The sequence below is a fragment of the Parasutterella muris genome (assembly GCF_943193095.1).
In the GTDB taxonomy this organism is placed as follows: Bacteria; Pseudomonadota; Gammaproteobacteria; order Burkholderiales; family Burkholderiaceae_F; genus Parasutterella; species Parasutterella muris.
Genome location: NZ_CALPCV010000005.1, coordinates 64564 through 76675 on the forward strand (window position 1 = coordinate 64564; position 12112 = coordinate 76675).

The following is a 12112-nucleotide window of genomic DNA, read 5'->3' on the forward strand; positions in this document are numbered from 1 at the left end:
ACTTAAACCTTCATACTATGGCCCTCTTCGGAGGGCCGTAGTTTTTTGATCGGTAAGAACTTACGCGTCGAGCAGCTTTTCAAGTTCGAGCTTGTTGTTAGCTAATTCAGGACGCTCGGAGAGAATAACCATCAATTTCAGACGAGTCTTCGCCGTTGAAAGTTCTCCGCCGTGAATGGCTCCGTTATTGCGGCTGTCGGTTACCGAGCCGGGATAGGCATAGACCTGGTAAGGACGTCCGCCGGGAGTACGAGTGGAGATCACGACGACAACGCCTTTATCGCTGGCGTCTTTAATGCCGGGCTCTAAAACTGCCGGGAGGTTGCCGCGTCCGAAGCCTTCCAAAATGATGCCTTTGCAGCCCTGAGCGACAGCAAAATCAATGTACTCTCTGCCGACGCCGGTCTGTCCGGTAACGATATCAACGCGTGCGGTCAAAGCTTTGGGACTGAATGTCTGGCGGCCGATTGGTTCACGTCTGAAGACGACTCGGTCGACGTCACAGTAGCCGATGGGACCCCACCAGGGAGATTCGAACGTTGCCGGGTTGGCAGAATGTGTTTTGCGGACCTGTGCCGCGGCATGAATGGTTTCATTCAGAAGCAGCAGTACGCCTTTGCCTCTTGCCTCATCGGAAGCGGCAGTTTTTACCGCGCAGTAAATGTTGGCAGGACCGTCAGGACTTGTATCGCCGGCTCCGCGCATTGCGGCGGTGAGAACAATCGGTTTCTCACTCTTATGCAGCAGATCAAGCATGTAGGAGGTTTCTTCGACTGTGTCGGTGCCGTGTGTGACAACAGCGCCCGAGACTCCGTCTTCTTCCAGCGCTTTTTCAATCATTGCGGAAAGATCGAACATTTTCTGCGGAGTCATTGCGCAGGAAGCGTGGTTTGAGAACTCGCGCACTTCAACGTCGGCGAGTTTTTCCAGACCGGGGACGGCCGCAGCCAGATCGGCGCCGCTGACGGCAGGAACCAAGCCGTTCACAGCAGGATCAAATTTCATGGCGATTGTGCCGCCGGTTGTAAATACAATAACTTTTTTCTTTTCTGACATTTCTTTCTCCAGGGGAAACAAACTAAAACTTTTCTGCGACAGTGCTGTAGAGCCTGCTCGCCGCTTCAAGATTCCGATTAATGATCGGAACGGATTCAGTACAGATTCGGACGTAGCGATCGACATCCTCGAGTGAAAGGGTCGGCTGAACAACCTTCTGCAGTTCTTCTCGAGGAATGAAGAGACTCAGCACGCAGGAGCTTCCGGGTATACAGCCGACGCCGCCCATTACTTTGTGAATATCTTCACTCATGAATGTGATGCCGCCAAGGTCCTCACTGCAGAAACGATTGAGTTCGGCTGCAATTTGAACTTTTTCTAAAGCGCTGCTGCTTTCATCGAGTTTCTTAGCCAGCGAGCCGATATAAACAGCGTTCTCGTGAGTGAGCCCTCGCATTGCGTCAGGACTTCTTTTCAGCATTTCCGGCCGATAAAGGACCGGATAGCCGAGCATCTCGGCAGCTTCTTTTACGCATTTCGCGACAATCGGATTGTCATCCTGCTCATTGCCGCGTACAAGGAATGTATTTTCTGAAATCTCATCTGAGACCGGTTTGGCGCACACTTTGCCTTCAATCACTATGCTCGGAATTTGATCAAGCCGCAGTCTGTGCATGATTTCTTTTTTGCCGAATAGATTGACATTGCCTTCAATGTCCTCATTCGGTCCGATTCCGCCGATGCTCGCGTTGGAGAGCGCCAGCACAGAGGTCGGAAAGCCTCCCGCTTCGATGACGGTACCGAGGATTTTGCCGCAGTTGCCTTCAATCTCTTCCTCCCCGTAAAGAAATTGATCAGGGAAGGACTTCGCGAAAGAGTCCATTGAAGCGTTAGCAATGGCGGTCTGCAGAGCGACCGGTACTTCCATTGCGCCCTGTCCGAGAATTCGCCCGAAGCAGCGCACGGCAAGTGTTTGTGAGTTGACGGCTTCGGCGCCGATAATTTGCTGCGCAAGACGTGCCTCATCGGGCGTGATGCCGCGTCTTGCAAAGGCTTTTCCTATGCCTCCGCTTTTTGTGGTGACTTCAAAATAAGCTCCATTTAAACCTGTTCTCGCGCTTACCGAATCGATGCGCAGATCAATATCAAAGGTTTTCTGAAGCAGTCGGATAACACATGAGAGACCGCCGGAATCGTCCTGCACGAAACCTTGGTGACTGTTGGCATGTCCGCAGCCGGCATGTCCGACGATACCGCAGGTACCGAAAGCAGATTTAGATGGAGAAAGTGCTGTCATGACCGGTATGGGGGAGTCAAAAGACTCCCCGTAATTTAAATTAGAAAACTGTTAAAGCAAGCGTAATGCAGAAAGCAACCAGGCAGCCGAACAGGATGGACGGACGCTGGAACAGGTTGGCCTGCTTGAGGTTGGAGCCGGGAACTACCGGAATGACTGTCGCAAGAGCGGCAACCGGACCGCCAGTCAGGAAGTACTGGATCAGGGATGCGCCGGAAGCAGCAGCGAACGCGGCGGCGAACGGATCAGCGCCGGCACCGAGAACAACCTGAAGGAACGGAACTAGAACAGCAACAGAAGCGGCATAAGACTGAGTCATAAAGCCGGTGATGAAAGCGACGGCAAACATCGCAACGACCGGAGAGAAGGAGAGCAGCGGGCCGGCAAAGGTAGAGATGGTGTCTACTAAACCGACCTGTTTGATAACCGTACTCATGAAAAGGAAACCGATCGTGGCAACCAACGGAGTAGCAATCAGGCCGACACCGTTCATCATGTTCTGCTCGGAAGTCTTCATGTTTTCATGAGCAAGGATCATAACAACAAGAGCGGAAACCAGGCCGACGAGGAAAATCGGAAGACCCATAATAAAGCCGACCAAAAGGATCAGGAACGGGAAGAAGGCCTTGAAGGAAGTCGTCTTGTATTCCTTCGCGTTGATTTCTTTTATAACTGCGATTCTGTCTTCTTCCGAAACGGTAACGCCTCTCTTATGCATGTCGAGAACGACACGAAGGGCAGACATGAAGAAGATTGAGAGAGATGCGATTAAGCCGAGAACGTTGAAAAGACCGTAACCAATGCCGGCGGTTGCTAAAATGGCGACTTGGGTCGGGTGTGTAAAGCCGGCTAAGTTGCCGATGTGGCCTGCGTGAGCTTGAATACCGGCGACTTTGTTCGGGTCAACGCCGAGGCGGACTGCAGCAGGGCCGGTAATGACGGCTGTGATAACAGGCTGAGTGAAACCGGTCAATGCGCCGATCACGCCGGCAGCGATACCGCCCGCGGTACAAACGCCCGGACCTCCGCCAAGTTTGTTGCCGCAGCGCACGATGTCGCGAACGATCACGTCAAGGAAGCCGGTCGCCTGCATAATGCCGATGAACAGCAGGATGCCAGTCATGTCCGCAATGACGGGATTCAAACCGGAGTTAATCATTTTTGCAACCGTCATCGGAGCGTTTCCTGCAAGCGGGAAACCGGCAACGATGGCCGAAATGGCTGCGCCGGTGATAGCCGTAATGTAAATAGGCGTTAGGCCGGTAATCATTACGACTAGCGTCAGAACCATAAGGCACTGAGCGATAATCATTTGAGTTGTCATAGAGTTTTCTCCTAGGGTTATGGAAATTTAGCTTTCCAATTTCTATGATTCACTCAGGAAGTTACAATTCGATAAATTTGTCTTTTTGGAAAATTACAAAAAAATTACAAAGACTAGAGATTTTCCCTTGGTTCAGTCTGCTTCAGAGCTGCAGAGAATGTAGCCGACACTGGAATAAGAGGAGATGATTCCGCCGTCCAACCCCGCGGCTTCCAGTTTGCGTCGGATACGTGCAAAAGTGACGCGCAGGTACTGGACTTCGCCCGTGTACTCATCGCCCCAAACACGACGCAGCAGCCTTTCATGAGTGAGAACTTCGCCTTCATGACGAACAAGTTCCTGAAGAAGACGAAATTCGGTGTCCGTAAGCTTTACTGCAGTTTCGCCGACAAAGCATTGTCTTTTTGAAGGCTGCAGATGGATTTTCCCTGACTTAAGTGTCTGCGAATCCGCATGCGTATATGGAACGGTCGATCGAGTGCATCTTCTTAGAACAGCACGAATTCTTTCGAGCAGTTCCTGAAGATAGAACGGTTTGGCGATGAAATCGTCCGCGCCGATTCTGAAGCCTTCAATAACAGTCGGTCGCTCATCTTTTGCAGAAAGGATAATGACTGGAGTATTGGAGAAGGCTCTGAGTTTCCTGAGGAAAGTCATTCCGTCCATTTCCGGCATCATAAGGTCAAGAAGGATTAAGTCCGGTTTCTCGGCGGCTCTTTGGAAGATTTCCAAACCCTGCTGACCGTCGCCCGCAGAAACGACGTCGAATCCTTCCAGCTCAAGGTTGGCTGCAACAAGTCTTCTGATTTTGCTTTCATCATCGATGATGAGGATTAGTGGTCTGCTCATAATATTTGAGTTACAAGTGAAAGCGTAGTTTAATTGTGATTCCTTTACCGCTGTGACACTCAGCCCAGATCCTTCCTCCGTGGGCTGCCATAATGCCTCGGCAAATCGCCAGACCTAGGCCGGTTCCTCCGACTTTTCTGCGGTTGCTCATGTCCACTTGATAAAAAGTATCGAAAATCTTTGACAGATGTGTCGGCGGGACTCCGACTCCGTTGTCTGAGAAAGAAACCTCGATTTCTTTTCCTTTCAGAGAGGAGCTGACAAGACAGATCGGGGAATCCGAAGAACGGTATCGGGCCGCATTATCCAGAATGTTGATGAACACCTGAAGTATCCTGTCTTTGTCAACCAGAATACACTGAGCGTCTTTGTCGATATTGGTCTCAATCTTCAGATCCGGGTAGTGCTGCTTCACAACTTTTTCTGCCATGCGCAGCAGCACGCCCAGAGACTGGACCTTCGGACGAATCACTAAAGCGCCGGCTTCGATTCTTGACACATCAAGCCAGTCGGAAATGAGATTCTGCAGCCGTGTACTTTCAGAAAGCATATCGCCGATCAGTTCTTTTGCGTCCTCCGGCCTGCCGTTTGAAATCATTCGATCAAGCGTTTCTGCCTGAAGACGCATTGTGGTGATCGGTGTTTTTAGTTCATGAGCCACGATGGACACTAAGTTCCCCTTCATGCGCTCGATTGACATCTCCTTTGAGATGTCGCGAATAATAAGCCCCATTCGCTGACCATAGCCCTGAAAGTGGGGAACAATGAATGTTGAGATCTCCAGGAAAAAGTCTGAATCGGTCTTGCTGACGAGTCTTCTTGTGACGCCGGGTTCATGCGGAATAAGGTGTGCTTCATCTGCGTTTGCTGAAAAAAGGGTCCTAAAGCCCTCTGAGAGATAAGCCTCAACACTATTTAACGGCGTTTGCTCAGTAATGCCGAGTAGGTTTTCCGCCTTTTTGTTAAAGAAAAGAAAACTGCCTGATTGTCCGATAAGGATGACTCCTTCGCTCATGGATTCCATTAATGCGGTGAAGCGGGAGTGATCGACTTTGATGGAACGAAACATATTTTCGTTGTCGAGCACAATGGAAATCGAACGCGCAAGACGAAGAATCGAGGAAAATACCGAGGCCTGTTCCTGCCCCGGAACCGTTGCAAAACAGAGATAGCCTAGGACTTCATTTGGCGAAGATTTGACGGCGATGTAGTTTTCCGCATTCGGTATTTTTTCCGCGTCTGTGAAATAGAGCACTTCCAGGGATAGGATTTCTTTGAATCGTTCAATCGTCTTGCCGATAACGATTTTTGGCGGTTCTTCCAGCGGAGCAAGCAGCTGCTGCAGGCTCTTCAGCTCTTCGTTTCTCTTGTTGAGTGAAGCCGTTCGAAGATTGACCTGTTCGGTCAGCGTTTCGTTGGACAGCTTAAGTTTTTCCTGGCTGCTGACTACGGCCTGCGCCAAACTTTTGAATTGTTTGGAAACGGTCTGCAGCTCAAGCGGTGCGTATTTAAATCTTTCCGCAGATGGTGTAACCACTCGGTTGTTTTTTTTGAATTCCTCAAGCTGCTCAATAACGCATTCGACGCTGCGCGTAAGTCGCGTCCCTAGGAAAGAGCCGACGACGAATGTGCCGATCAGGCCGAGAATAAGAAAAGCTCCGGAGGTTAAAAGCGATGATGAGAGCTGTTCATCTCTAACAGCGACCGGCTGCCCGACGACAAGCAGCCATCCGGTCGCTTTAACTGAAGAGGCCGATAAAACCTGAGAGTTGTTGCGGACCTGATCGGTTCGCCATAGCGGATGCGGAGAAAGAAGATGAGATCGGACAACTGACATAAAAGCTTCCGTCGGAACGAACGGAGCGTATTGTTTTTTGGTGTTCAGGGATTCCTGAAAGATGCTTCTGTTGTTATTTGTGAAAAGCTGAACCGTGAAAGGCTCGGAGCGAATCGTTTCAGCAATGATTTCGGAAAACTTTTTTTGAGAGATGCATCCCTGAAGAAGCAGCTTCTTTCCGCTTTTCTCCGTGACGGGTTCTCGAATGCAAAAATTACCTCGATCGTCGACGCGGATGAAAGATTTTTTTTTGCCGATTGGAGCTGCATCGGCAGAAGAAGGACTTTCAATTTCATGAGACTCTTCTGAATTCAGAACAGAGATATCAAAAAGTTTTTGATATTTAGCGCTCTCTCCGAAAAGAGCTTCAGTGCTCCTGACCGGGATATCTTCAGCTCGGATGATATTTCCGCTTGTCTTTAGGAAATTAGCAAGGCTGTAAATTTCTTCGGAAATTCGATTGGACAGCTGCCGAGTGATTTCAATCTGACGCCAATCATTGATTTCTGTGGCATTCATCAGCTGACTGAAATGCATGAAACCGAGCATGAACAGCGGAGTTAGCGCCGTCCACGCAAGCGCTCTGGTTAGGTAGCCGCTGAAGTCTTTCTGAATAACATTTTCTTCTACTTTGACATCGACTTCTGTTGGAAGCGGAACAGAGAAATTCTTTGGCTTATCGGTCATGTTGCTGTTATCTGCGTCTTCTGAGGAGGAATTTCGGAAGAGGCCCGGGAGCTGAGTTCAGACGATATTATTCCAATTTTCAGAGCGCACGCCAAAATATTTGCCTAGGGTCGTTTCTCAAAGGCAAAAAAAACCGAAGCCGAAGCTTCGGTTTTTACCCAAAGTCTGAATTACTTCAGTTTGGTTTCTTTGTAGATCACATGCTTACGAGCAACCGGATCGTACTTAGACATTTCCATTTTGCCACTCTGATTACGTTTGTTCTTCGTGGTTGTATAGAAATGGCCGGTTCCAGCAGTGGAAGCCAGCTTGATTTTTTCACGGATTCCTTTCGCCATGGTGAACTCCTATTAGATTTCGCCGCGGGCGCGAAGGTCCGCCAGAACAGCTTCAATGCCGTTCTTATCAATCGTACGCAGTGCAGCGTTTGTAACTCTCAAACGAACCCAGCGATTTTCGCTTTCAACCCAAAAACGGCGGTACTGCAGATTGGGCATAAAGCGGCGCTTGGTCTTGTTATTCGCGTGCGAGACGCGATTGCCAACCATGGGAGCCTTGCCGGTGACTTGACACACTCGTGCCATCGCTAACTCTCCAGAATAATAACTGTTATAAAACTTTCCTCTCGCCGAAAAAATACGCTCGGGGAGGACCAAAAACCGAGATTATACTGACTTTTTTCTCTTTTTGCACAAGACAGTTAGAAATATCCTCTGAAAGGCACTGAGGAAAATGCTTTGCGAGCTCTCGCTGTGCAGTCGATTTAAAGGCCGGCAGGCCTGTCGGCAGAGCTGAGCGGTGTTTATTTTTTTCACATCTTCTTGCAAAGATGTGCGGACAGAAAAGACGATCGGTACGAAACAAAGATCGTCAGATTGAATATGATATCTGAACATTGAATACTCAGAGTGGAAAGATGAAGATTCTTCTTGCGGAACCCAGAGGCTTTTGCGCGGGCGTTGACCGCGCGATCGCGATTGTCGAAAGAGCATTGATTGTGCACGGCGCGCCAATCTATGTGCGGCACGAAATCGTGCACAACAAACATGTGGTCAGCACGCTTCGTGAAAAAGGCTCAATCTTTGTAAACGAAGTCTCGGAAGTTCCGGACGGCTCTGTTGTGGTTTTCTCGGCCCACGGCGTGCCTAAAGCGGTGGAGGAAGAGGCTCGCTCAAGAGATCTCATCATCTATGACGCGACTTGCCCTCTTGTCACTAAAGTGCACGCTGAAGTCAGCAAAATGCATCGAGGAGGCTACCAAATCGTGATGATCGGACACCGCGGCCACCCTGAAGTTGAAGGTACGGTCGGTCAGGTTCCTTCCGCGATTGAAGTCGTGGAAAAGCCCAAGCAGGTCTGGGATCTGAAAGTCGAAGATCCGGAAAAAGTCTCTTATGTCAGCCAGACAACAATTTCATACGACGACGCCAGACGGGTCATCGATGAATTAAAGAAGCGCTTCCCTAAAGTTGTAGAACCTAAGAAAGCGGATATTTGCTATGCGACGCAAAATCGTCAGGATGCGGTTAAGGCGCTCGCAAAAGAGGTGGACCTGGTCTTGGTTGTGGGCTCTAAATCCAGCTCGAACTCCAACCGCCTTCGGGAAGTTGCCGAAGGCGCCGGTGCAAAAGCTTATCTGCTTGATGATGCCGAGGAAATCGATTCAACATGGTTTGAAGGCGTGGAAAATGTCGGGATTACCGCGGGAGCAAGCGCTCCGGAAATTCTCGTAGAGGAGATTGTCGACAGACTGAGAGACTTGGGCGCCGATGAGGTGAGAACGCTTGGCGGAACGCCTGAAGATGTCAAGTTTCCGCTTCCCAAAGGACTCTGGCAGAAAGATGTGGACAATGCCGCAAAAATACCGAGTGCGCAGATCTCCGCGCCGTTTGGCAGTATTCGAATGGATTTTCAGGACGGACAGCTTTCCCGAGTCAGTCTGAGCACTCAGCCCTGCGAGACCAATCTGGATCAGTACGGAAATCATCCGGCAGTCAAAGCGCTTCAGAAGTATTTGAGCGGCGATATCGCTGCGGTAAAAGGCTGGAAGCCGAGTGTGGGTGGAACCGCTTTCAGACAGAAAGTCTGGAAGGTGATCTCTGAAATTGAACCGGGCGAGACAATGACGTACGGAGCGCTTGCCGAGAAAATTCATTCCGGCCCGAGAGCGGTGGGTGGAGCCTGCGGCGATAATCCTCTGCCGATCTTTGTTCCTTGCCACCGAGTGGTCGGTAAGGGCAATTCGGGCGGCTTTAACCATAAAGCCGAAGATGTTTCGATTAAATTATGGCTCTTGAATCACGAAAAACATTACAGTGGAGCTTCAAGTGAGTAAGAAAGAACATGTATCGGCCACGCCGGCAACTGTTTGGCTCAAAAAAAACGGAGTCCCTTTCGAAGAGGGTGTTTATGAGTACATTGATCACGGCGGCACGGAACAGGCTGCGAAATGCTTCGGAGTGGATGAACATCAGGTCGTGAAGACACTCATTATGCAGGACGAGCACGAAAAACCTCTGGTTATCCTGATGCACGGAGATCGGGAAGTTTCAACAAAGAATCTCGCGCGACAGGTTGGCTGCAAGCATATTGAACCCTGCAAGCCCAATATCGCTGAAAAGAATTCCGGCTATCAGGTGGGAGGAACGTCCCCATTCGGCACAAAGAAACACATGCCGATTTATGTCGAAAAAACGATCCTTGATCTGCCGTTCATTTATATCAACGGCGGAAGAAGAGGATTTAATGTCAAGATTCAGCCTTCAGTGCTAACAGAAAAACTTGGCGCAGTCCAAGTGGAATGCGCCATCGAGAAATAACTCAGTTGTAAATCATGCCCTGCCGGACTCTTCAAGTGACCAGCGGGGCTTGATTGAAAAGCCATCCTCTTTTTCGGAAGCGCCTTCCGAAATCTCTTTCAGATGCGCGGCTGCGGCAGCCGCGATCATTGCGCCGTTGTCCGTGCAGAGCGCGGCCGGCGGGAAGTAAACCTTAACGCCTCTTTTGCCGCAGGCTGATCTTAAAGCCTCTCTCAGCTGCTTGTTGGCGCTGACGCCGCCCGCGACAACTAAAGATTTATACCCGTAATGCTTGAGCGCGCGCAGGCTCTTTGCAACCAAAACTTCTGTCACTGAATCCACAAACGCTCTTGCCAAGTCGTTCTTGTACTCATCGGTCAGAGGACCGCTGTGTTTGCGGATGGTGTTCATGACTGCGGTCTTAAGACCGGAGAAGCTGAAGTTGCAGTCGGGCGAATGAAGCAGAGGGCGCGGCAGGTCGATGACGCCGGACTGTCCCATATCCGCCATTGCCGAGACTGCAGGACCGCCCGGATAAGCCTTGCCAAGCGCCTGAGCAGTCTTGTCAAAGGCTTCGCCGACCGCATCGTCAAGCGTCTCTCCTATGACGCTGTACTCACCGAGCCCTTTGACTTCCATGAGCTGGGTATGACCGCCGGAAACTAAAAGCGCGATAAAAGGAAACTTCGGTGGATTGTCCGACAGCAGCGGAGAGAGCAGGTGTCCTTCCAAGTGATGGATGCCGATCACGGGAACTCCGAGCGCAAATCCGATGCCGTGCGCGACAGAATTGCCGACAAGGAGTGCTCCGGCTAAACCCGGGCCCTCGGTAACTGCAACGGCGGAAAGGTCGGACGGTTTTTTGCCGGCTTTGTCCATCACCGCGTTGATGAGCGGGATGACTCTTCGAATGTGATCTCGGCTTGCGAGTTCCGGTACCACGCCGCCGTAAAGACGATGCATCTCGATCTGAGAGTGCAGAGCGTCGGCAAGCAGTCCTTTTTCGGGATCGTAAAGCGCTACCCCGGTTTCATCACAGGAAGATTCAATTCCTAGTATCAGCATCTCTTTTATCAATGTAAGAAGTTAGACAGCAAACATTCTAAGACGCTCGCTGTCGGATCGAAAGACCAACGCGCTATTTCTGAAGCGAGAGATAGATTCCTCTGGTGACCTGCGCAAAACTCTTCGGCTTGTTCGGAAGGCTTGGGAGAAGGTCACGTACGCCGGTACAGATTTGCTCGTAATCCTTAAAGGCCGGGACGCTTGTCGAGGAGCACTTGATTCCGTGACGCTCAAGGAACGCTCTGCTCGGAGTATCTAAAGGGAAATATTTTTCCGGTCGGATCCAATACATGCCGATGGTTAGATTGAATTTAATGCCGTACTGATGTGCGGTCATCTCGTCAAACTGCACTCCGACACAGCTCTCGTCGTTAAGTACGGAAATAAAAAACTGCCAAAGATTGTCAATGTCTTTCTCAGTCTGTCCGTCTTTGAATCCGAAAAATATGGAGTTTTCATTGCTGAGCGGCGGAATGCCGTGGTAGTTATGCGGAACCGGCTCTTTTAAGCCGAAAATCCTTTTAAAGGCTTCGGCGGTTTCTGTCTTTTTCTCCTGACTGATGTGTCGATTCAGGATGCCGAAAACAGAAAACGGATCAATGTCTTTGAGAGGCTTGCGCTCCGGATCATGCAGATAACCAGTTTCCGCAGGCAGCGCTTCATAGAGTTCTTTAAGCAGGGCTGCCCGTTTGTTTTGATAGGAACAAAGCGCTTTAGCGGCAGCGGGATAAAAAGCACACCATGAGTAATCATTTAAATCATCCATCAGACGCTCCTAATTCAGTGACTGCCGTACATTTTGGCGGCCGAGGAAGTGAACATCGGAACTTTCAACCCATTTTGCACATAAAAACAGAGCGCTTTCTGCCTTCATACTGCTCAAATATTGTTACTTTTCGGACGGTTGTTGCGGCAAAGAAATTAAAAATGCATTAGAATTGCCCTTTTTCGAGTATGGGAGCGTATTTTTGCTCAACGCATACTCACAGTAATCTTTTAAACAGTTTTTTAAGTTTAGGTGCTAGATGCCCACAATCCGTGTTAAAGAAAACGAACCTTTTGAAGTCGCTCTTCGTCGCTTTAAACGCACGATCGAAAAGAGCGGTCTCCTGACAGAACTCCGCGCTCGTGAGTTTTATGAAAAACCCACAGCTGAACGCAAGCGCAAAAAAGCTGCCGCGATCAAGCGTCACTACAAGCGTCTTCGCAGCATGATGCTCCCGAAGAAGCTGTACTAATCGGCTTTTAGTGAGTTTTAT

12 protein-coding genes and 1 pseudogene are annotated in these 12112 nt (G+C 49.9%); 4 read left to right on the forward strand and 9 right to left on the reverse strand.

The window, feature by feature from the left end; genetic code table 11:
* Positions 1-60 precede the first annotated feature (60 nt).
* The 7 genes from NFR90_RS03180 to rpmB form a co-directional block, all read right to left on the reverse strand.
* Complete coding sequence (locus NFR90_RS03180; RefSeq protein WP_251450661.1) at positions 61-1056, reverse strand: asparaginase; 996 nt, start codon at positions 1054-1056, stop codon at positions 61-63.
* A gap of 22 nt (positions 1057-1078) precedes the next feature.
* Positions 1079-2293 (reverse strand): hypothetical protein, encoded by a 1215-nt coding sequence (locus NFR90_RS03185; RefSeq protein WP_251450663.1) that lies wholly within the window; start codon positions 2291-2293, stop codon positions 1079-1081.
* A 40-nt stretch (positions 2294-2333) separates the two neighbouring features.
* Positions 2334-3617 carry a citrate transporter gene (locus tag NFR90_RS03190; protein ID WP_251450665.1) on the reverse strand — a complete coding sequence of 428 codons (1284 nt, stop codon included), beginning with the start codon at positions 3615-3617 and terminating at the stop codon, positions 2334-2336.
* A gap of 132 nt (positions 3618-3749) precedes the next feature.
* Positions 3750-4466 carry a response regulator transcription factor gene (locus tag NFR90_RS03195; protein ID WP_160334968.1) on the reverse strand — a complete coding sequence of 239 codons (717 nt, stop codon included), beginning with the start codon at positions 4464-4466 and terminating at the stop codon, positions 3750-3752.
* A gap of 10 nt (positions 4467-4476) precedes the next feature.
* Positions 4477-6990, reverse strand: a complete 2514-nt coding sequence (locus NFR90_RS03200) for a sensor histidine kinase (protein WP_251450667.1) — start codon at positions 6988-6990, stop codon at positions 4477-4479.
* A 170-nt stretch (positions 6991-7160) separates the two neighbouring features.
* The gene (gene rpmG, locus NFR90_RS03205) at positions 7161-7328 is read right to left on the reverse strand and encodes a 50S ribosomal protein L33 (protein ID WP_160334970.1); all 168 of its coding nucleotides are present in this window, start codon (positions 7326-7328) and stop codon (positions 7161-7163) included.
* A 12-nt stretch (positions 7329-7340) separates the two neighbouring features.
* Positions 7341-7574 carry a 50S ribosomal protein L28 gene (gene rpmB, locus NFR90_RS03210; RefSeq protein WP_008811700.1) on the reverse strand — a complete coding sequence of 78 codons (234 nt, stop codon included), beginning with the start codon at positions 7572-7574 and terminating at the stop codon, positions 7341-7343.
* A 332-nt stretch (positions 7575-7906) separates the two neighbouring features.
* Between rpmB and ispH the strand changes: the two are divergent.
* From ispH to ybaK, 3 genes and pseudogenes are all read left to right on the forward strand, one after another.
* Positions 7907-8830, forward strand: a pseudogene (gene ispH / locus NFR90_RS03215) (4-hydroxy-3-methylbut-2-enyl diphosphate reductase); the annotation flags it as partial.
* Between the two features lie 63 nt (positions 8831-8893).
* Positions 8894-9325: a methylated-DNA--[protein]-cysteine S-methyltransferase gene (locus NFR90_RS11605; protein ID WP_255453139.1), complete on the forward strand. Its 432-nt coding sequence runs from the start codon at positions 8894-8896 to the stop codon at positions 9323-9325.
* Positions 9318-9809: a Cys-tRNA(Pro) deacylase gene (gene ybaK, locus NFR90_RS03225; protein WP_160334972.1), complete on the forward strand. Its 492-nt coding sequence runs from the start codon at positions 9318-9320 to the stop codon at positions 9807-9809. The genes NFR90_RS11605 and ybaK overlap by 8 nt, the downstream gene beginning before the upstream one ends.
* A gap of 12 nt (positions 9810-9821) precedes the next feature.
* Here the strand turns inward: ybaK and tsaD are convergent, their stop codons facing one another.
* Both tsaD and NFR90_RS03235 read right to left on the reverse strand, forming a co-directional pair.
* Positions 9822-10853: a tRNA (adenosine(37)-N6)-threonylcarbamoyltransferase complex transferase subunit TsaD gene (gene tsaD, locus NFR90_RS03230; RefSeq protein WP_251450669.1), complete on the reverse strand. Its 1032-nt coding sequence runs from the start codon at positions 10851-10853 to the stop codon at positions 9822-9824.
* A 73-nt stretch (positions 10854-10926) separates the two neighbouring features.
* Positions 10927-11619, reverse strand: coding sequence for an AAA family ATPase (locus NFR90_RS03235; protein WP_251450671.1), 693 nt, complete (start codon positions 11617-11619; stop codon positions 10927-10929).
* A gap of 259 nt (positions 11620-11878) precedes the next feature.
* Here NFR90_RS03235 and rpsU point away from each other — a divergent pair, with 259 nt between their 5' ends.
* A complete protein-coding gene (gene rpsU, locus NFR90_RS03240; RefSeq protein ID WP_008811706.1) occupies positions 11879-12091 on the forward strand; it encodes a 30S ribosomal protein S21 in 213 nt (70 codons plus the stop codon).
* Positions 12092-12112 lie beyond the last annotated feature (21 nt).

What these genes read in the sequence shown, in the direction of transcription:
- NFR90_RS03180 (WP_251450661.1), bottom strand. Translation starts at nt 1,056, where the DNA reads ATGTCAGAAAAGAAAAAAGTTATTGTATTTACAACCGGCGGCACAATC.
- NFR90_RS03185 (WP_251450663.1), bottom strand. Translation starts at nt 2,293, where the DNA reads ATGACAGCACTTTCTCCATCTAAATCTGCTTTCGGTACCTGCGGTATC.
- NFR90_RS03190 (WP_251450665.1), bottom strand. Translation starts at nt 3,617, where the DNA reads ATGACAACTCAAATGATTATCGCTCAGTGCCTTATGGTTCTGACGCTA.
- NFR90_RS03195 (WP_160334968.1), bottom strand. Translation starts at nt 4,466, where the DNA reads ATGAGCAGACCACTAATCCTCATCATCGATGATGAAAGCAAAATCAGA.
- NFR90_RS03200 (WP_251450667.1), bottom strand. Translation starts at nt 6,990, where the DNA reads ATGACCGATAAGCCAAAGAATTTCTCTGTTCCGCTTCCAACAGAAGTC.
- rpmG (WP_160334970.1), bottom strand. Translation starts at nt 7,328, where the DNA reads ATGGCGAAAGGAATCCGTGAAAAAATCAAGCTGGCTTCCACTGCTGGA.
- rpmB (WP_008811700.1), bottom strand. Translation starts at nt 7,574, where the DNA reads ATGGCACGAGTGTGTCAAGTCACCGGCAAGGCTCCCATGGTTGGCAAT.
- NFR90_RS11605 (WP_255453139.1), top strand. Translation starts at nt 8,894, where the DNA reads ATGGATTTTCAGGACGGACAGCTTTCCCGAGTCAGTCTGAGCACTCAG.
- tsaD (WP_251450669.1), bottom strand. Translation starts at nt 10,853, where the DNA reads ATGCTGATACTAGGAATTGAATCTTCCTGTGATGAAACCGGGGTAGCG.
- NFR90_RS03235 (WP_251450671.1), bottom strand. Translation starts at nt 11,619, where the DNA reads ATGGATGATTTAAATGATTACTCATGGTGTGCTTTTTATCCCGCTGCC.
- rpsU (WP_008811706.1), top strand. Translation starts at nt 11,879, where the DNA reads ATGCCCACAATCCGTGTTAAAGAAAACGAACCTTTTGAAGTCGCTCTT.